Source organism: Bradyrhizobium sp. Ec3.3, from assembly GCF_000472925.1.
Taxonomy (GTDB): domain Bacteria; phylum Pseudomonadota; class Alphaproteobacteria; order Rhizobiales; family Xanthobacteraceae; genus Bradyrhizobium.
Map to the genome: position 1 here is coordinate 1 of NZ_AXAS01000047.1, position 19,104 is coordinate 19,104.

Consider the following 19,104-nt stretch of genomic DNA (forward strand, 5'->3'; position numbering starts at 1 on the left):
GCCATGCTTGAGGTCCCTGTGGTCGCGAGGCGGCTCGATCTGTTGCATCAATTGGCACCCACTGCGGCGACTATCGCACTGCTGACAAATCCAGCAAATCCATTTGAAAAGGCGGAACGCCGGGTAGTTGAAGCTGCGGCGCGATCTCTGGGGCTGCAACTGCATGTCGCTGAGGCGACNCTTCAAGATGAAATTGATGCTTCATTTCCGGATCTGGTCGCCCTAGGCGCCCGCGCGATTGTGATTGGGGCCGATGGATTTTATTTCAACCAGCGCAGGCAAATCGCAGCTCTGGCCGTCCGGTATGCCGTCCCTTCCGTCGCGGCATGGCGCGAGTACCCCGCAGCCGGCGGCTTGATAAGTTACGGGACCAACCCCGCCGACCTTTATCGTCTGGTAGGAATATATGTCGGTCGCATCCTCAGGGGAGAAAAGCCGGCCGATACGCCGGTGCAGCAGGCGACTAAGTTCGAGTTGGTTATCAATCTCAAAACCGCGAAGGCGCTTCGCGTCGAAATCCCGTGGCAGCTTCAGCAACTCGCCGACGAGGTAATCGAATAAACGAGCCGATGCCGGCTTTTGGCCCATCAGCGAAGTGGGCACGCGCCTCGTCGAGGTCCGGACACGGCGGTATAGCGGACTAGATTTGCTCACACCGAGTTCTTCGCATTTTGCCCCGAAAGAGACATAGCGTGCCAATTTTGATAGGCTAATCTGGTTCTTGGTAAGGACGAGGGGATCGACATCGTGGGTGCGTGGCGTGTTGTAGCTTCAGCAGGAGGATCGTTATGAACTCTGATGAGCGTCGACAGGCTATTGAACTGGAAATTCGCAACTTTGGAGCCGCCGCCGCCCGCAAGGATTATTTGGGTGTGGCTGGCTTCTTTACCGAAGATGCCAAGGTTCTGCCGCCGGGTGCGCCGATCCTTTCGGGAAGGAAGGCGATAGAGGAGTTTTGGCGCGCGGCACTCGAGCGGAGCGACCTCACATTCAAGACCACTGAGCTCGAGGTCGCCGGCGACACAGCCTACGAGATTGGCGAAACCGACACCGGGCAAGCAAAGGCAAAATACCTTGTTGTCTGGCTCAGATGCCCGGATGGCCGGTGGCGTCTGCATTGCGACATCTGGAACAACATGCCGACGAGCTAGAGCCGCACGGAGTATCAGCGCGATCGTCGATACTCTTGGTAGGGAATGGCCCTTCTCGGACCTCATCCAATGGCGGCATCTGCGGCGCTGTTGAAGGTTAGACGGACATCGCAGACACGAGAGTCCACGCCCTAGACCGCCTGTCCCGCCTTCAACAGCGAGCACCCCGTGATCTTGTAGCTGCCGTCGCTCTGCTGCTCGAGCGTGTAGAGCGCGTCCCAAGCTTCGTTGTTGGCATCGATGATGTCGACGTGCTGGCCGATCCAGTCGCCATCGACCTTGGTCTCGCCGAACTCAAAACTCTTGTGCCTATAGATCGGTGCGTAGGCATTCTCCACCATCGCCATGAAGATGTCGGCAGCCGGGAAGATCTTCTTGATCTCGGGTGCGGCATAGGAATAGGCGGCCGCGGCATCGTTGCGGGCAAAAGCCTGCTCCTGGGCGCGGATCACGCTCTTGGCGGCTGCGATGTCGTCGGCCTGCGCAGCGGTAAAACTCAGGAGGAACGTGATCAGCAACACCGCAATGCGCATCTCTGGCTCCGTACTATCGTTTTTTCTTCGCCGCCGGTTTTGTCTTTTTGACGGTCGCGCGCGGTGATGGTTTGGGCTGCACGCGAAGCCCGTCGACGAACACGTCGAGCAGCCTGAGCGCGGTCGATTGCCAGCCGGGCTGGTCGTGCATGTAGCACATGCCGAAGAATGCACGCAGCAGGTCCTCGGGACTGATGTCGGCCCGCATCTGGCCGGCTGCAACCGCGCGGTCGAGCAGTGAGCCGATGGCTTTGGTCAGGCGCTCGAACGAAAAGGCATGCAGCTCCGAGCCGCTCTGCACCGCGAGCGCCAGCGCTGCCGACATGCCCTTCTTGGTCGCGACGAACTCGACGTTCGAGCGCAGCCAGCGCCGCAGCGCATCGACCGGATCCTTTGCGCTTCTGAGTTGCTCGGCGAGCTCGCCGAGCTGCTCGACCTCGCGGCGATACACTGCCTCGAACAGCGCCTCGCGCGTCGGAAAATGACGATAGAGCGTGCCGATGCCGACGCCGGCGCGTTTTGCAACGGCTTCCAGGCTCGCCTCCGGCCCGCCCGCGCTGAACACGGCTTTCGCAGCCTCCAGCACGCGCTCGCGATTGCGCACGGCGTCGGCGCGGGGTTTCCGGATGTGGTCGACCTGCTCGTCCATGCAGACCAATCTAGATCACGATCTGGTTAGATTGAACCCTTTGCGTCACTCATCGCGTTGTTTGCGCACGGGGTTTTGACGAATTCCAGGAATTTTGCACCCTCTTGCTAAGTGGAGGGTGCCTCCGTATATCCGCTGGCACGCCGGCTCGATTTGCCTTCGGGTGGCGACAGATCGACTGCGGCCACGGCGGTGGCGCGCATGCGATCGACCATGTCCATATCTGATCGGAGCCCTGTATGACCCACTCCATCAGCCTCACCGTGAACGGTGCGCGGCGCGATTTTCAACTCGACGATCCCAGAGTCACGCTGCTCGATCTCTTGCGTGAGCGTCTGCAACTGACCGGAACCAAGAAGGGATGCGACCGCGGCCAGTGCGGCGCCTGCACCATCCTGGTCGACGGCAAGCGGATCAACTCCTGTCTCGCGCTCGCCATCAGCCATGACGGCGCCGACATCCTCACTATCGAGGGCGTCGCGCGCGGCGACCAGCTTCATCCCGTGCAGGCCGCCTTCATCGCTCATGACGGCTTTCAATGCGGCTTCTGCACGCCCGGCCAGATCATGAGCGCGATCGGGATGATGCGGGAAGCGCAGGCGGGCGATGATCCCGAACGTATCAGGGAATGCATGAGCGGCAACCTCTGCCGCTGCGGCGCCTATGCCGGCATCGTCGATGCGGTGCTCGAGGTGCAGACCAGTGAAGCCAATCAGAGGCGCTCCGCATGAAGCCGTTCGATTACGTCAGGCCCGCGACCATCGCCGAGGCCGTCACCGCCGCCGCGCAGCCCGGCGCGACCTACCTTGCCGCCGGCACCAATCTGCTCGACCTGATGAAGGGCGGCGTCAGCCGCCCGGATCGTCTGGTCGATGTCACGCATCTTCAGGGACTCGATAAGATCGAACACCTCGCCGACGGTGCGTTGCGCATCGGTGCACTCGTGCGCAATGCCGATCTCGCGCATGACGCGGCCTTCGCAAAGGCCCATCCGGCGATCGCCGAAGCGCTGCTGTCGGGCGCCTCCGCGCAACTCCGCAATGCCGCGACCGTTGGCGGCAATCTCCTGCAACGGACGCGCTGTGCGTATTTCTATGACCCCACCAGCCGCTGCAACCGGCGTGAGGCCGGCAGCGGTTGCGACGCACGCGGCGGCGAGAACCGGCTGCATGCCGTGCTCGGCTGGAGCGAGAACTGCATCGCGACCCATCCCTCTGATTTCTGCGTGCCGTTGGTTGCGCTCGACGCCATCGTCGAGATCGAAGGCAAAAGCGGCCGGCGCGAGCTGCCGCTCGATGAACTGCATCGCCTGCCGGGTGCTGCGCCCCAGCGGGAGACCGCGCTCGAGCCGGGTGATCTGATCGTGGCGGTGCGCTTGCCGGCTACGGCGCGCGATTTCGCAGGCCATGCGCGCTATCTCAAGGTTCGCGAGCGCACGTCGTATGCTTTTGCCGTGGTGTCCGCCGCGGCCGCGCTGAGGATCGAGAATGGCAAGATCCGCGAGGCCCGGCTTGCGCTCGGCGGTGTCGCTGCAAAGCCCTGGCGTGCCCGCGCTGCGGAAGCGGTGCTGAAAGGTGCCGCGCCTGAGCCGTCCGCTTTCAGCGAAGCCGCGCAAGCCGCGCTTACGGATGCAAAGCCATCCGGCGACAACGCCTTCAAGATCGAGCTCGCGCGCCGCATCGTCGTGCGCGCGCTGACCCTAGCCGCTGCTGGAACGCCCGCGCGCATTCCGGCGCTGCCGGCCTCTCCCTTTGCTTCCGGAGCCCTGCATGCCTGAGATCAGCCTCACCTCCGCACCCGCTCACATCCGCCACGGCTCGAACATCGGCCAGCCGCTGACCCGCCGTGACGGCGTTCTGAAGGTCAAGGGGCAGGCCGCCTACGCCGCGGACCACCATCCGCCGGGCATGCTGTTTGCCGTGATCGCAGTGTCGAGCATCGCGCGCGGCCGCGTGGCGGCACTGGATGTGGCGGCGGCCAAGGGCCACAAGGGCGTGGTCGACGTCATGACGTCGAAGCACCGGCCTGAGCTCGCGATCGACCCCGACATCAAGACCAACCCGTTCGTGTTCCGGATGGAGGTCCTGCAGAGCGACGAGATCCGCTACGCCAATCAGCCGATCGCCGTCGTGATCGCCGAGACGCTGGAGGCGGCGACCGAAGGCGCGGCGCTGCTGGCGCCGCGTTATGACGCGCTTGCACCGCGGGTCGGTCTCGATGCCGGCGAAACCTTTGCGCCGCCCGTCGTCGGCGTCGGCAATCCTGCGGAAGTGCAGCATGGCGATATCGATGCCGGGCTCGCTGCGGCCGCAAAGCGAATTGAGGCAACCTACGAGACGCCGCCGCAATATCACAACGCCATGGAGCCGCACGCGATCGTAGCTAGCTGGGATGGCGACACGCTCTCGATCGATACGCCGAGCCAGGCCATGGTGATGGCGCGCGCCCGCGTCGCCGAGCTGTTCGGCCTCGTGCCGGAAAAGATCAGGATTTGCAGCCCCTTCCTCGGCGGCGGTTTTGGTTCGAAAGGATTTTTGACGGGACCGCAGATCCTCGGCGTCATGGCGGCGAAGCTGGTCGGCAAGCCGGTGAAGCTCGTGCTGCGCCGTGAGCAAATGTATGGCCCGGTTGGCCATCGCGCGCCGACGCGGCAGCGCTTGCGGATGGGCATCGACGCGGAAGGGCGCTTCACCGCGATCGATCACCATGCGAAGACCGTGTCGAGCAGCTACGACGATTTCTACGAGCCCGCCGCGGACGCTTCGCATACGCTCTACGCGAGCCCCGCGATCAGGAGCTCGCACGAGGCGGCGCGCGTCGACACGGGCACGCCACTGTTCATGCGCGCGCCCGGTGAGGCAACCGGATCGATTGCGCTCGAAAGTGCGATCGACGAGATGGCGCTCGCCTGCGGCATGGACCCGCTGGCGTTTCGCCTGACAAACTATGCCGAGGTCGAGCCGACCACCGGCAAGCCATTTTCGTCCAAGGCACTGCGTGCCTGCTACGAGCAGGGCGCGGCGCGCTTCGGCTGGGCGAAGCGGCCGCTTGCGCCGCGGCAGATGCGTGATGATTCCGGCCTCCTTGTCGGCTGGGGCATGGGCACCGCGACCTTCCCGGCGCTGATGTTCCAGGCGGAGGCGCGCGCGGCGATCCGCCGCGATGGTACCGGCGTGATGGAGATCGGCGCGCATGACATGGGGCAGGGCGCCTGGACCGCGCTTGCCCAGATCGCCGCCGATGGCCTTGGCCTCGACGTCGATCGCGTCGAGTTTCGCTCCGGCACCTCGGACCTGCCCGACGGCGGCATTGCCGGCGGCTCGGCCCATACCGCGACCGCGGGCAATGCGATCCACAATGCCGGCGCCGCGGTGATTGCGAGGCTCGCCGATCTCGCCACTCGCGACGAGCGTTCGCCGCTGTTCGGCGCCGGCAATGCCGGCGTGGTTGCGCGCGATGGAAAACTGTTCCGTCGCGACGACGAGAGTCGTGGCGAAAGCTATGCCGATATCCTCGCGCGGGCCGGCCTAGCCGAGATCGATGCGCGCGGCACCGGCGCACCGAACCCGACGGCGCAAACCGACTATGCCATGCATGCGCATGGCGCCGTGTTTGCCGAGGTGAAGGTCGATTCCGAGCTCGGCCAGATTCGGGTCTCGCGCATGGTCGGCGCATTCGCCGCGGGCCGTATCATCAATCCGCATCTGGTGCGCAGCCAGCTCCTCGGCGGCATGATCTGGGGCCTGTCCTTTGCGCTGCACGAGGAAGCCATCACCGACCGGCGAACGGGGCGGATCATGAATGCTGATCTCGGCGAGTACCACATCCCCGTGAATGCCGACGTGCCGCCGATGGACGTGCTGACGGTCGAGGAGCACGATCCGCACGTCAACGCGCTCGGCATCAAGGGCGTCGGCGAGATCGGCATCACCGGCAGCGCCGGCGCGGTGGCGAATGCAGTTTGGCATGCGACGGGCGTGCGCGTGCGCCGTTTCCCGATCCGGATCGAGGAGCTGCTGACGCCGCTCTAGAGCCGTTTCCGTTCCGATTGAATCGGAACGGAGCTCTAGATTCTTGTTTTGACGCGTTTTCTTCACGCGAACCGGTGTCCACTTCGCTGGAAAACGCTCCGAGGCGGCGGGCGGGCCGGAATAGTTTCGGCCCGCCTAGCGGATCTCGCCCGGCATATTGTCGATGTCTGGGGAGGACGGGGCAGGAAACAGCCGTGCGGTCGAGGAGATGTCGAGCCGCCGCTTGCATTTCTGTTCGTCGGTGTCGTTCGCTCCGCTGCGCTTTTTTGCAAAATCGTCGTTGAGCCGGTTGACAATCAGCATGGCGTGGTCGCGCTCAAGCGTATCCGGATTCTTGCGCTTCTCATCCGACCGGAATGTCCCGTCACTGACGCCGCCGCTCATCTCATAGTCGCAGCCGGCCTTCCAGTCGCCCTGGTCCCATTTCCAGCCTTTGGCCTTCAACTGGCCGTCCTTGTCGATGGTGATTTTGATGACCGCATTGTAGGCGAGCCAGACGCCGGCAAGACCCGTGCGCTTGTCGTCAAAGCCTTCGAGCAGCGCGATACGCTCGCGTTGCAGGGCGTCGACATGGTCGCGCGCGTTTGCCGTGAAATGCATCTCCGAGGTCTGCTTCTCCCAGGCGGGGTGCAGGAATTCAGGATATTCTTCGGCCTGGGCGTGCACCCAATTGCGCTGGTCGTCCGTCAGTGCATGCCGTGTCGCGTCGTCGAGCCGCGGCAGCAACGCCTTCCAGGCCCGGTTCAGTCGCTGGTCGTTCTCGGCGAGATCCGGATCGGAGCAGATCTCCTCCTCCGTCGCGGTGTCCGGGCGCGTGCAGTCGAACGTCGGGACGACGAATGACGTATCGATCTTGTCTGTCGTGCCTGATTTGCCGCTCGCGAAATAAGTGCCAGTGATCTGCCAGAGATAATCGCAATCGTCGCGGTCCTCGCTCGAGCCGTCGTCGCCGTCGATCATGACGACGCGAAGCGTATCGCCCTGGCGCCGGATCTTGATCGCCGGCGGTCTTGCCGACTTGCTATTGGCATCGCCCGACTTCGCCTTGTCTCCGGTGTCCGAGGGCTTGGCAGCGGGTGGTGGGAGCGGGCCGCTCAGCCAGCCGCCCGTGCCGGACGTCACCGTGGCCTTCAATTTGCATTGGCGATGCTTGTCGCTGCCGTAATCGGCGTTCATGTCGACGGCGAGATCATAGCCGCCGTTCGCGGCCGGCGTGACGATCAGGCCGCCGAACGCGTTGGTCCATTTGCCGGCCAGCCCGCTGTGGCCGAATCCGATGGCGATCTCGTCGAGCACCCTCGTGCGCCGGCGGAGCGTTGCGATGAAATTGTCACGGAGCTCGGCCTCGTCGACCTCCTGCATGGTATCGGCGGCCCCGAGGATCATCTCGTTGAACCAGGCCTGGTCGCGCTTGATGAGCGGCCGGATATTGCCGGGTGTTTTGGCGAGCGCGGCATCGAACGATTTATCGATCGCGGCTACGAGCTTGTCGTAGCCGGCTTTCTTGCAGGCCGCCGCCGTCTTGATGCGGCTGCCGTCGCCATTGACCGCGCCGCACAGCACGATTCCCGTGGGCGCGCTGCTGCTGGCGCGGAGATAGTCGTCCATCGCCTGGCAGGTGGCCGGGGCAAGCGAAACCATCGCGGCGAAGAGGGCGAAACGGAAGGGCGCGGGCATGGGCGGGCAGCTCTTGGGTCCAAAGGGGATCACACCTGCCCCTTTGGTCGCCTGCCTTGTGCGCGGGGTTCAGCAGGAGCCGGACCAAGACGAAGCGGCCCCGGAGTGCCTAGGAGTCCGGGGCCATAACCTCAGCACCTTTGCGCCAGGTTGTTCGGCTACGGGGCGGACCCTAGGCGAGATTCGGTGCGCGGGAATTGAGATGGCTCAAACGTGATGGACGGCGGTTGCAGTTTATCCGGCGCATCACCGCGGACTGTATTCCTTGACCCTGCGCAAGCATAGCGGCGGGTCTGCCAGCACCTCAGAAGGTCGGCGGCGTGCAGGCCGAGATCACCTCGCACGGCTTGCCGCCTACGCAGCGGAAGCGGTGCGGCCTGCGGCTTTCGAAATAATAGGCATCGCCGGGATTGAGGATGCGCCGCTCGTCCTCGACGGTGACCTCGAGCTTGCCGGAGATCACCACGCCGCCCTCCTCGCCGTCATGCACGAGCGGCACGCGGCCGGTGTCGCTGCCGGGCTCGTAGCGTTCTTTCAGGATCTGCAAGCTCCGGCCGAACAGATTGTCGCCTACCTGGCGGTAGGAGATCGGCTTCTTGCCGACCTCGGTCAGCTCCTCCGTGCGGTAGAAGATCTTGCGCCGCTTTTCCGGCTCCAGCGCGAAGAACTCGGCGAGCCCCATCGGAATGCCGTCGAGGATGCGCTTGAGCGCGCCGACGGAGGGGTTCATCTGGTTGGATTCGATCAGCGAGATCGTCGAATTGGTGACGCCGGAGCGTTTGGCGAGCTCGCGCTGCGACAGCTTGTGGCGGGCCCGGATGAATCGCAGCCGTCCACCGATGTCGACGCTCATGGTGCAAATCCCTGTTGCAGGTGTTGCGGATCGCGCAAATATGGACCGGCAGCCCCAGCTAGATCAATGGGTTGCTGGCGCACAGAAAAGGACTTGTTGCGCTTTTAAAGCCGTGGCTCTGCTAGAGGGTCAGCAAAGGAGCGGCCCGTGACCCTTCACCAGATTCCGAACACCATCAAGACCGATTCGCACTGGATGCCGTTCACGGCCAACCGGCAGTTCAAGAAGGCGCCGCGCCTGTTCTCCTCGGCTGAGGGCATGCATTACACCAGCGTCGACGGCCGCAAGGTGATCGACGGTTCGGCGGGCCTGTGGTGCGTCAACGCCGGCCACGGCCGCAAGCAGATTGCGGCTGCGGTCGAGAAGCAGCTCATGACGCTCGACTTCGCGCCGTCATTCAATATGGGTCATCCGCTTTCGTTCGACTTCGCCGAGCGGCTCGCGGAGATCGCGCCTAAGGGCCTCGATCGTATCTTCTTCACCAATTCCGGCTCCGAGTCGGTCGACACTGCGCTCAAGATCGCGCTCGCCTATCATCGCGCCACCGGCCAGTCGAGCCGCACCCGCCTGATCGGCCGCGAGCGCGGCTATCACGGCGTCGGCTTCGGCGGCATGTCGGTCGGCGGCATGGTGGCGAACCGCCGCGCCTTTGCAACGCATCTGCCCGGCGTAGATCACATCCGCCACACCCATGATCTTGCCCGCAACGCCTTTGCCAAGGACCAGCCGGCGCATGGCGCCGAGCTCGCCGACGATCTCGAGCGCCTCGTCGCGCTGCACGGCGCCGAGACGATCGCCGCCGTGATCGTCGAGCCGGTGCCGGGCTCGACCGCGGTGCTGCCGCCGCCGGTAGGTTATCTCAAGCGCCTGCGCGAGATCTGCGACAAGCACGGCATTCTCCTGATCTTCGACGAGGTCATCACCGGCTTCGGTCGCCTCGGTACGCCGTTCGCCGCCAATTTCTTCGGCGTCACGCCGGACCTGATGACGACGGCCAAGGGCATCACCAACGGCACCGTGCCCTGCGGCGCCGTGTTCGCGAGCCGCAAGGTTCACGATGGTCTGATGATCGGCCCGGAGGGCCAGATCGAGCTGTTCCACGGCTACACCTATTCGGCACATCCTGTCGCCTGCGCCGCCGGCATCGCGACGCTCGACATCTACAAGGATGAGGGCCTGCTCACCCGCGGCGCTGACATCGCCGACTACTGGCGCGATGCGCTGCATTCGCTCAAAGGCCTGCCGAACGTCGTCGACATCCGCAATTGCGGCCTGATGGGCGCGGTCGAGGTCTCGCCCCGTGATGGTGCGGTTGGTGCGCGCGGCTATGACATCATGGTCGACTGCTTCAACACTGGCCTCTATCTGCGCATGAGCGGCGACTCCTTCGCGATGTCGCCGCCCCTGATCGTCGAGAAGAGCCACATCGACCAGATGGTCTCGATTCTCGGCGACGCCATCAAGCGCGTGGCTTGATAATTGCTCTCGCGGATCTCGACCCCTTGTTCTTGCTAGCGGCGCGACAAACGCCGCGGGAGTGGTGCGAAACGTGAAAGTCCTGATCCTCGGCAGCGGTGTCATCGGTGTCACCTCTGCCTACTACCTCGCGCGGGCCGGCCATGAGGTGACGGTCGTCGACCGTCAGGGCGAGCCGGCGCTCGAGACGTCCTTTGCCAATGCCGGCGAGGTCTCGCCCGGCTATTCCTCGCCCTGGGCCGGCCCCGGCGTGCCGGTGAAGGCGATCAAATGGCTCTTGATGAAGCACGGCCCTCTGGTGATCCGGCCGAAGATCGATCCCGTGATGTGGGTCTGGCTGCTCAAGATGCTGCGCAACTGCACGTCCGCGCGCTACGCCGTCAACAAGAGCCGGATGATCCCGATCGCGGAATATAGCCGCGATTGCCTGCGCGCTTTGCGCAAGGACATCGGCATTCAATATGACGAGCGCTCCAAGGGCACGCTCCAGCTCTTCCGCTACCAGGCGCAGCTCGACGGCACGGCTGAGGACATCGCCGTGCTGAAGCAGTATGGCGTGCCCTATGAAGTGCTCAATCGCGAGGGCTGCATCGCGGCCGAGCCGGCGCTCGCCGGCGTGAAGGAAAAGATCGTCGGCGGCCTGCGGCTGCCGGAGGACGAGACCGGCGACTGCCACATGTTCACGCAGGCGCTGGCCGCGGAGGCCGAAAAGCTCGGCGTCCGCTTCATGTTCAACACGTCCATCGACGGCATCGTCACGGACGCCTCGCGCGTCACCTGCGTTGCGACCGGCGCCGGCCTGTTGCAGGCGGATGCCTACGTCGTCGCGCTCGGGAGCTGGTCGTCGCGGCTCGTTGCTCCCCTCGGGATTTCGCTGCCGGTCTTTCCGGTGAAGGGCTATTCGATCACGGTGCCGATCAAGGACGCCTCCGGCGCGCCGGAATCGACCGTGATGGACGAGAGCTACAAGGTCGCGATCACGCGGCTGGGCAATCGCATTCGCGTCGGCGGCACCGCGGAAATCTCCGGCTATTCCGACAAGCTCTATCCCGCGCGCCGCGCCACGCTCGATCACTCGGTGACGGATCTCTTCCCGCGCGGTGGTGATCTCTCCAGGGCGACCTTCTGGAGCGGTCTGCGGCCAATGACTCCGGACGGCCCGCCCGTGATTGGCGCCACGCGCTATCCGAATCTTCATCTCAACACCGGCCACGGCACGCTTGGCTGGACCATGTCCTGTGGCTCCGGCCGCGTCCTCGCGGACATGCTCTCGGGCAAGAAGCCGGAGATCGACACCAGCGAGCTGACGGTGGATCGCTACGCGCACCGGTTTGGGTGATTTGCACTGTCATTCCGGGGCGCCTCGAAGAGGCGATCCCGGAATCTCGAGATTCCGGGTTCGATGCTTCGCATCGCCCCGGAATGACTCAGATTAACTCGCTCCCGTCACGCAGTTCACCCACAGCACGACTGCCTTCGCATCATCAGCCGGATTGGAAAACCGGTGCGGCCTGCGGCTCGCAAAGCGAAAACTGTCGCCCGTCTTCAGCGACCACGTCTCCGTGTCCACCGTGAGCATCATTTCGCCTTCGAGCACGAGGCCGGCCTCTTCGCCATCATGGGTGTAGAGTTCATCGCCGGTCGAGCCGCCGGGCTCGAGATGCACCAGGAACAGGTTGAGCCGGTTCTCGGCGCCTGCGGCGCTGAGGAGCTGTTTTGATATGCCGGTGCGCCAGAGCTTCAGCTCCGGCCGTTGCATTCCGCGCGTCACCACGGAATCGGATGCGCCGTCCGTGCTCGGACTCGCGCCGAACAGCGCGGCGATGCCGACGCCGAGCACGTCGGCAAGTGTCGCGAGCACGCGCAGCGATGGCGAGGACAGGCCGCGCTCGATCTGGCTGAGGAAGCCGATCGACAGCGACGTGCGCTCGGCGACCGTTTCGAGCGAGAGTTGCCGCGTGCGCCTGAGATCGCGGATGCGGCGTCCGACCGCGACGTCCATCGCCGGCTCGACCGGCTTGGCGGCCGGTTTGGCGACGGCCTTTGCCTTCTTCACCGCCTTGGCGGCGGCCGGTTTGCGCATTCTTTTGCCACCGCTCACGTCAAACCGCTTCCTTCATGTGCATGAAAACCGCTTGCATCGTCCGCGAAAGTGTGACCAAATTTTCATACTGGTGAAAATAAGCCGAAACGGCCCGACCCGCAATATCCGTCACAAGCGGGCGCGCCGTCATCGGCCGAACCCAACAGGGGGATTGCGATGAAGCGTTTCGTTCAAGCCGCGGTCGCGGTGCTTGCCCTTGCAGCCAGCGTGCCGGCATCCGCGCAGCAGGTGCTGAAGGTCGGCTCGACCCCGACTGGTATCCCCTTCACTTTCCTCGACACCAAGACCAACACCATCCAGGGCGTCATGGTCGATCTCATCACCGAGGTCGGCAAGGACGCTGGCCTCAACGTCCAGATCGAGCCGATGCAGTTCTCGGCGCTGATCCCCTCGCTCACCTCGAACAAGATCGACATCATTGCCGCCGCGATGTTTATCACCGCGCCGCGCAAGGAGGTGATCGATTTCTCCGATCCGATCTATACCTATGGCGAAGGTCTCGTGGTGCCGAAGAGCGATACCAAGGCCTATGCGTCGCAGGAAGATCTGAAGGGTGAGGTGGTCGGCGCCCAGGTCGGCACCGCCTTCGTCGATGCGCTGAAGAAATCGGGCCTGTTCAGTGACGTGAAGGCCTATGACACCATTCCCGACATTTTGCGCGACGTGAACGCCGCCCGTCTCAAGGCCGGCTTCGCCGACTATCCGATCCTCGCCTACAACCTCAAGCAGGGCGGCTTCCCCGAGGTGCGCCTCGTTACGAGCTACAAGCCCGTGACCGTCGGCTCGGTCGGGATCGGCGTGCGCAAGACCGACACCGAGCTGCTCGGGAAGATCAACGCCTCGCTCGGCCGGCTGAAGGCCAACGGCACCGTGGACAAGATCCTGGACAAATGGGGCCTGAAGGGCTGACCGCCGATGCAGGGCTTTTGGCGCGACACCATTGAGTTCTTCCCGATCCTCCTGAACGGCGTCGCGCTTACGATCGTCGTTACCATCGGCTCGCTGATCCTGTCGACGCTGCTCGGGCTGGTCTGGGCCCTGATGCGGGTCTCCGGCATCGGCTTTCTGTCCGGCCTGAGCGCCAGCGTGATCAACGTGATCCGCGGCATCCCGATCATCGTGCTCTTGTTCTATCTCTACTTCGTGATGCCCGATCTCGGCGTCACGCTCACGGCTTTGCAGGCCGCGATCCTCGGCCTCGGCATCGCCTATTCGGCCTATCAGGCGGAAAACTTCCGCGCCGGCATCGAGGCGATCGACAAGGGGCAGATCGAGGCGGCGCAGACCATCGGCATGGGCTGGTGGCTCACCATGCGCCGCGTGGTGCTGCCGCAGGCGGTGCGCATCGTGCTGCCGCCCTACGGCAACGTCATGATCATGATGCTGAAGGATTCGTCGCAGGCCTCAACCATCACGGTCGCCGAACTCGCGCTCCAGGGCAAGTTGATCGCGTCCTCGACCTTCAAGAACACCAGCGTGTTCACGCTCGTGGCGCTGATGTATCTCACCATGAGCATCCCGCTGATCCTGCTCGTCCGTCATTTCGAGAAGCGGGCCGGCAAGCGATGATAGAGCTCGACGACGTCCACAAGAGCTTTGGCAAGGTCGAGGTGCTCAAGGGCATCACGGCGTCCGTCGAGAAGGGCGAGGTGGTCTGCATCATCGGCCCGTCCGGCTCCGGCAAGTCGACCATCCTGCGCTGTATCAACGGGCTCGAAAGCTACGACCGCGGCGACATCAGCGTCGAGGGCACGCGCGTCGATCGCAATGCATCGTCGATCGTCTCGATCCGCACACAGGTGTCGATGGTGTTCCAGCGCTTCAACCTGTTCCCGCATCGCACGGCGCTGGAGAACGTCGTTGAAGGACCACTCTATGTGAAGAAAGAGCCGCGCGCCGCGGCGCTGGAGCGTGGCCGCGCGCTGCTCGCGCAGGTGGGGCTGGCCGAAAAGGCCGACATGCATCCGCCGCAGCTCTCCGGTGGCCAGCAGCAGCGCGTCGCGATCGCGCGCGCGCTCGCGATGCAGCCCAAGGCGATCCTGTTCGACGAGCCGACCTCGGCGCTCGATCCCGAGCTCGTCGGCGAGGTGCTTTCCGTGATGCGCAAGCTCGCCGATGACGGCATGACGATGGTCGTCGTCACCCACGAGATGGGCTTTGCCCGCGACGTCGCGGACCGTGTGCTGTTCATCGACGGCGGCGTCATCGTCGAGCAGGGGCCGGCGAAAACGGTGCTCAATCAACCGCAGCATGCGCGGACGCAGGATTTCCTGCGCCGCGTGTTGCATCCGCTCTGATCCGGTATCCGCCATGACCGCGCCCGCGCGCCTGCCTCTGCCGCCCTCGCTCTATGCCGACACCGCCGTTGCGCCGGTGGCCACGCCGCCGCTCGATGCAGACAAGAGTGTCTCTGTCGCGATCGTCGGCGGCGGCTACACCGGCCTGTCCACTGCGCTGCATCTGGCCGAGCAGGGTGTCGAGGCACTGGTGCTGGAGGCGCAGGAGCCGGGCTGGGGCGCGTCCGGTAACAATGGCGGACACACCAATCCGGGGCTGAAGCACGATCCCGATCAGATCGAGGCCGATTTCGGCGCCGATCTCGGCCGCCGCATGATCGAATTTTCCTACGGCACAACGAATTTTACCCACGACCTGATCCGTCGTTACCAGATTCCTTGCGAGGCGCGGCAGAACGGCACGCTGCGCGCGGCCTATAACGAAGCAAGCGCTGCGGCGATCGAAAGCACGGCAAAGCAGTGCATTCGCCGCGGCATGCCGGTGACGCTGCTTAATCGCGAGCAATTGCGCGAGATCACTGGCACCGATCGCTACCTGTGCGCGATGCTGGATGCACGCGGCGGCGATTTGCATCCGCTGAGCTACGCCCGTGGCCTGGCACGCGCCGCGATCTCGGCCGGTGCGAGTGTGCACGGCGAAACCCCGGCGCTCGCCTTGCGCCGCGAGGGCACGCATTGGCGCATCGAGACGCCGCGCGCGGTCGTGCGCGCCGAAAAGGTGCTGCTCGCCACCAACGGGTTTACGGATGATCTCTGGCCTTCGCTTCGCCGCACCATCGTGCCGGTGTTTTCGTCGATCGCTGCGACCGCGCCGCTGTCGGACGAGGTCGCCCGCTCGATCATGCCGACACGCTCCGTGCTCTACGAAAGCGGACACATCACGGTCTACTACCGCATCGATCAGCAGAACCGCCTGCTGATGGGCGGCCGTGGCCCGATGCGCTGGATCAGCTCGCCGTCCGATGTCGCTTATCTCATGCGCTATGCCGAGCGGCTGTGGCCGCATCTCAGGGGCGTCGCCTGGACCCATGGCTGGAACAGCCGCCTTGCCATCACAAAGGATCATTATCCGCATGTGCACGAGCCGGCGGAGGACATCCTGATCTCGCTTGGCTGCAACGGCCGCGGCGTGGCGCTCTCCACCGCAATGGGCGCGCAGCTCGCACGCCGCCTGATCGGTGGCAGGAGCGCGGAGATCGACATGCCCATCACCGGCATCAAGCCGATCCCGTTGCACGCGTTCTGGCCGGTCGGGGTGACGAGCGCAGTGATTGCCGGTCGCGTACGGGACAGGCTGGGGATCTAGAAAGGCGCCGCCCGATGTGGAGCGGCGCCTGGCAGGTTGTCGGCGATATCAGCAGCGGCCCTGCTTCCACAGGCCGGGCGGGCAGCCCATACCGCGCCAGCCGACTTTGCGCCCGTGATACCAGCCCGGTGGCGTGCCATGGTGATGTCCATGGAATCCGCCGTGGCCGTGTCCGTGGCCATGACCGCCTTTGGCGGATGCCGCGTTTGGCATGGCGAAGCCAGCCGCGATGATCAATGTTGCGGCGAGCGCAAGCTTCCTCATTAGAATGGTCTCCTCTTGGACGTACGCTTCTGTCCGTTCGATGAACTGACATCGGACTGGAAGTCGCCTGCAAATGTGGAGGAGTCGTGACGCTCAGCTCTCTGCTACCGCATCGGCCCAGGGCTGGAAGATATCGACCGCGCCGGAGTTGGTGTCGCCCTCGCGCATCACCATGCTCGGGCAGGCGAACTTCATCGGCACGGACTGCACCTGCGTCTCCTCATAGTCGAAGCGCGCCGCGAGCGCCCTGCGTGCGTCCGCGGGCAACCGGCGGTCGCCGGTCACGACGGCGCCTTCGCTGGCGTCGATGCGCGGCTGGTGGATTGCGGCATCGAGGTCCATGCCATAGTCCATCGCGAAGGAGAGGAGCTGCGTCACTGCGGGCAGGATGCGGCGGCCACCGGAGGCGCCGACTGCGAGGCGCTTGCCGTCTCTGGTTTCTGCGATAACCGGCGTGATGTTGGTGAGGCAGCGTTTGCCGGGCGCCAGCGAGTTGGTCGTGCGGGGTGTCGGATCAAACCACATGATGCCGTTGTTCATGGGAATGCCGGAATGCGGCGTCACGTATTTCGAGCCGAAGGTCGACAGCAGCGTCTGCGTCACCGCGGCCATGTTGCCGTGGCGGTCAACCACGGAGAAATGCGTGGTGCAGCCGGGCGCGAGATATTCGGCGCCGAGCGACCGCTTGCCGTCGGCATCGCCCATGTCCTTGAGACGCTCGCGATAGGCCGCTTGCAGGGCAGCGGCGTATTCAGCGTAGGCCGTTGCATCGGGCGCGCCGTCCGGCCTCAGGTTCTGCTGCAAGAGGCGCAGCGTATGCGCAAGCGTAGGGCCGGCGGTGAGCTCGGGCGTCGCAAACACCTTGCCGCCGCGATAGGGAATTTTCAGCGGCTCGCGAAGATGCGCACGGAAGGCGGCGAGGTCCTCGACCGAGAGGGCGCCGCCGTCGGCCCGGATGTCGGAGGCGATGCTTTTGGCGAGATCGCCCTGATAGAAATCGCGTGGGCCGGCCGCGGCGAGGTGCGCCAGCGTTGCCTGCAATTTCCGCTGCGGCAGCCGCGTCTCGGCCTTGATGCCCCACGGTGCATTCGGCGGCAGGCCGTCGACAAGAAACGCCTCGGCGCTGGCGGGATAGCGCCGCAGGTCGAGCGCGCTGCTCGCGATCATAAGCGTGGTCCACCAGTCGACGAGCAGGCCTTCGCCGGCGAGTTTCGCGCTCGGTGCGACCAGGTCCTTCCAGGGCAGTTTGGCGTGGCGGCGATGAGCTTCCTCCATGCCGGCAACGACGCCGGGCACAGCGATCGCGCCGGGGCCGTGGATATTGCGGTCGTCCTTCACTCGCGCCCAGGGGAAGAGATCGGAGGCAGCCCCCTGGCCCGTGATCGGATAATCCTCGACCCGCAGGCTTTGCGGCGCACGCATGTTATAGTCGATCACTTCGTAACGGTCTTCGCTCGCGCGGTAGAGCACCATGATGCCGCCGCCGCCGATGCCGCTCATCCAGGGCTCCAGCACGTTGAGCGCGAAGGTTGTAGCGACCACCGCGTCAACGCAGTCACCGCCCGCGGCCAGCACCTCCGCCCCGATCTCGGCCGCCCGGCGCGACTGCGCCGCGACGATGCCGCCCTTGGCGTGGCGGGCGGGTTTGCGGGGCTGCTGGGCATAGCTGAACTGGTGAGACATGGGCCGATCTTGTTGCGTGGGATGGAATTGCGCCGGAGTGGCACGGGAGCCAACAATGGCAGATCGCGGCCGACGATCCAGACCGAAGCGCAACATGGCAGGTGTGAAGCAGGCGCGGGATCGTCCTTCTTCCTTCTCCCCTTGCGGGAGAAGGTGGCGCGAAGCGCCGGATGAGAGGTTGTATCCGCGAACACAACCATCAGAGCGACTCGCGGAGAGAGACCCTTCACCTGTCTCGCAAGGGGAGAGGGGACGCCAGCGCGCTATCCCCCAATCCTCGCAAACACCTGCTCGACCGGCACCGGGGGCTCGACGTTGAACGTCTCATCCAGCACCAGCCCCAGCTCGTCGGCGCTGTCGATCGTGCGCTCGCCTTTCACCTCGCCGTCGCGTCCTTCGATGGTCAGCCGGCGGTTGGCCAGCTTGTAGCGCGTATCGGCTGCGACGCGCTCCATGATCAGGGTGCTGGTGAAGGGTGGGATGGAGCTCGTCGAGGTGAAATAGTTGCCGAGCTCGTAGTCGGATTGAAGCTGCGGGACCTGGTCGAAGACGTACATGGTCCGCCAACCGCTGGGCTGTTTCGCGCTGATTGAGAACAGGCCATTGGTCTCGTCGATCCGATAAGTTCCCATCGCGGTGCGCTGCTCGATCTCCGTCCGGAACTGCAAGGGGCTATCCATCACGCAGGCGCCGAATCCGACATCGGCGATGTAGAGACCCTCGGGCAGGTCGACCTTGAGCAGCATATGGACCTTCGGCCCGAGCGGGCTGTCGGGTGCGGCCATCCACCGCACGCGCGCGCCAAGGCCCGTCACGGTGAAGCCGATGCGCTCGAGCGCCGCCTTGAACAGCGCGTTCTGCTCGAAGCAATAACCACCGCGCCGGGAGTCGACGAGCTTGGCCTGCACGGACGGCAGATCGAGGTGGACCGGCCGGCGCAACAGCGGATTGAGCCCCTCGAACGGGATCGCGTCGACGTGAGCGCCATGGAGTGCCGTGAGGGTCGCCAGATCCGGCTTCACCGCCCCGCTATGGCCGATGCGCGCCAGGTAATTGTCCAAATGGAATTCATTCGGCATG

At 64.7% G+C, this 19,104-nt stretch carries 19 protein-coding genes; 11 read left to right on the plus strand and 8 right to left on the minus strand.

The genetic code is table 11. From position 1 onward, the window contains the following. Nucleotides 1-561 (plus strand): ABC transporter substrate-binding protein (locus YUU_RS0133120; RefSeq protein WP_027526203.1); only part of this gene is annotated, 561 nt, incomplete at its 5' end. 227 nt (nt 562-788) lie between these two features. Continuing rightward, nucleotides 789-1,151 (plus strand): DUF4440 domain-containing protein, encoded by a 363-nt coding sequence (locus tag YUU_RS0133125; RefSeq protein ID WP_051390016.1) that lies wholly within the window; start codon nt 789-791, stop codon nt 1,149-1,151. 131 nt (nt 1,152-1,282) lie between these two features. On the opposite strand, the gene YUU_RS0133130 is transcribed toward YUU_RS0133125, so the two are convergent. Both YUU_RS0133130 and YUU_RS0133135 read right to left on the minus strand, forming a co-directional pair. Next, nucleotides 1,283-1,684 carry a DUF4864 domain-containing protein gene (locus YUU_RS0133130; RefSeq protein WP_027526205.1) on the minus strand — a complete coding sequence of 134 codons (402 nt, stop codon included), beginning with the start codon at nt 1,682-1,684 and terminating at the stop codon, nt 1,283-1,285. Between the two features lie 13 nt (nt 1,685-1,697). Continuing rightward, nucleotides 1,698-2,333, minus strand: a complete 636-nt coding sequence (locus tag YUU_RS0133135) for a TetR/AcrR family transcriptional regulator (protein ID WP_027526206.1) — start codon at nt 2,331-2,333, stop codon at nt 1,698-1,700. Between the two features lie 239 nt (nt 2,334-2,572). Between YUU_RS0133135 and YUU_RS0133140 the strand changes: the two genes are divergently transcribed. Genes YUU_RS0133140 through YUU_RS0133150 form a run of 3 tightly spaced genes read left to right on the plus strand, consistent with a single transcriptional unit; the run spans nt 2,573 to nt 6,364 of the window. Then, a complete protein-coding gene (locus YUU_RS0133140; RefSeq protein ID WP_027526207.1) occupies nt 2,573-3,064 on the plus strand; it encodes a (2Fe-2S)-binding protein in 492 nt (163 codons plus the stop codon). Continuing rightward, a complete protein-coding gene (locus tag YUU_RS0133145; RefSeq protein WP_027526208.1) occupies nt 3,061-4,110 on the plus strand; it encodes a xanthine dehydrogenase family protein subunit M in 1,050 nt (349 codons plus the stop codon). The genes YUU_RS0133140 and YUU_RS0133145 overlap by 4 nt, the downstream gene beginning before the upstream one ends. Beyond that, nucleotides 4,103-6,364, plus strand: a complete 2,262-nt coding sequence (locus tag YUU_RS0133150) for a xanthine dehydrogenase family protein molybdopterin-binding subunit (RefSeq protein ID WP_027526209.1) — start codon at nt 4,103-4,105, stop codon at nt 6,362-6,364. Before YUU_RS0133145 ends, YUU_RS0133150 begins: the two co-directional genes overlap by 8 nt. 135 nt (nt 6,365-6,499) lie before the next feature. Here YUU_RS0133150 and YUU_RS0133155 read toward each other — a convergent pair whose 3' ends face one another. Both YUU_RS0133155 and YUU_RS0133165 read right to left on the minus strand, forming a co-directional pair. Then, entirely contained in the window at nt 6,500-8,041 is a 1,542-nt protein-coding gene (locus YUU_RS0133155) for a lysozyme inhibitor LprI family protein (RefSeq protein ID WP_027526210.1), read from the minus strand. Between the two features lie 304 nt (nt 8,042-8,345). Then, on the minus strand, nt 8,346-8,894 hold the full coding sequence (locus tag YUU_RS0133165; protein ID WP_027526212.1) for a cupin domain-containing protein: 549 nt from the start codon (nt 8,892-8,894) through the stop codon (nt 8,346-8,348). A 147-nt stretch (nt 8,895-9,041) separates the two neighbouring features. Between YUU_RS0133165 and YUU_RS0133170 the strand changes: the two genes are divergently transcribed. Together YUU_RS0133170 and YUU_RS0133175 are read left to right on the plus strand one after the other, a co-directional pair. Then, nucleotides 9,042-10,370 carry an aspartate aminotransferase family protein gene (locus YUU_RS0133170; RefSeq protein WP_035664066.1) on the plus strand — a complete coding sequence of 443 codons (1,329 nt, stop codon included), beginning with the start codon at nt 9,042-9,044 and terminating at the stop codon, nt 10,368-10,370. 73 nt (nt 10,371-10,443) lie between these two features. Further along, nucleotides 10,444-11,709 carry a D-amino acid dehydrogenase gene (locus YUU_RS0133175; protein ID WP_027526214.1) on the plus strand — a complete coding sequence of 422 codons (1,266 nt, stop codon included), beginning with the start codon at nt 10,444-10,446 and terminating at the stop codon, nt 11,707-11,709. Nucleotides 11,710-11,802: 93 nt separating this feature from the next. Here the strand turns inward: YUU_RS0133175 and YUU_RS0133180 are convergent, their stop codons facing one another. Continuing rightward, nucleotides 11,803-12,453, minus strand: coding sequence for a helix-turn-helix domain-containing protein (locus YUU_RS0133180; RefSeq protein ID WP_027526215.1), 651 nt, complete (start codon nt 12,451-12,453; stop codon nt 11,803-11,805). Between the two features lie 177 nt (nt 12,454-12,630). Here YUU_RS0133180 and YUU_RS0133190 point away from each other — a divergent pair, with 177 nt between their 5' ends. Genes YUU_RS0133190 through YUU_RS0133205 form a run of 4 tightly spaced genes read left to right on the plus strand, consistent with a single transcriptional unit; the run spans nt 12,631 to nt 16,077 of the window. Then, on the plus strand, nt 12,631-13,383 hold the full coding sequence (locus YUU_RS0133190; RefSeq protein ID WP_027526216.1) for an ABC transporter substrate-binding protein: 753 nt from the start codon (nt 12,631-12,633) through the stop codon (nt 13,381-13,383). 6 nt (nt 13,384-13,389) lie between these two features. Then, nucleotides 13,390-14,043: an amino acid ABC transporter permease gene (locus YUU_RS0133195; RefSeq protein WP_027526217.1), complete on the plus strand. Its 654-nt coding sequence runs from the start codon at nt 13,390-13,392 to the stop codon at nt 14,041-14,043. Beyond that, nucleotides 14,040-14,771, plus strand: coding sequence for an amino acid ABC transporter ATP-binding protein (locus YUU_RS0133200; RefSeq protein ID WP_027526218.1), 732 nt, complete (start codon nt 14,040-14,042; stop codon nt 14,769-14,771). Before YUU_RS0133195 ends, YUU_RS0133200 begins: the two co-directional genes overlap by 4 nt. A gap of 13 nt (nt 14,772-14,784) precedes the next feature. Continuing rightward, on the plus strand, nt 14,785-16,077 hold the full coding sequence (locus YUU_RS0133205) for an FAD-binding oxidoreductase (RefSeq protein WP_027526219.1): 1,293 nt from the start codon (nt 14,785-14,787) through the stop codon (nt 16,075-16,077). 48 nt (nt 16,078-16,125) lie between these two features. On the opposite strand, the gene YUU_RS59130 is transcribed toward YUU_RS0133205, so the two are convergent. From YUU_RS59130 to YUU_RS0133220, 3 genes are all read right to left on the minus strand, one after another. After that, entirely contained in the window at nt 16,126-16,341 is a 216-nt protein-coding gene (locus tag YUU_RS59130) for a hypothetical protein (RefSeq protein WP_198031871.1), read from the minus strand. A 93-nt stretch (nt 16,342-16,434) separates the two neighbouring features. Next, nucleotides 16,435-18,024 (minus strand): gamma-glutamyltransferase, encoded by a 1,590-nt coding sequence (locus YUU_RS0133215; protein WP_027526220.1) that lies wholly within the window; start codon nt 18,022-18,024, stop codon nt 16,435-16,437. A 263-nt stretch (nt 18,025-18,287) separates the two neighbouring features. Next, nucleotides 18,288-19,103, minus strand: a complete 816-nt coding sequence (locus tag YUU_RS0133220) for an arylamine N-acetyltransferase (protein ID WP_027526221.1) — start codon at nt 19,101-19,103, stop codon at nt 18,288-18,290. Between the last annotated feature and the right edge of the window lies 1 nt (nt 19,104).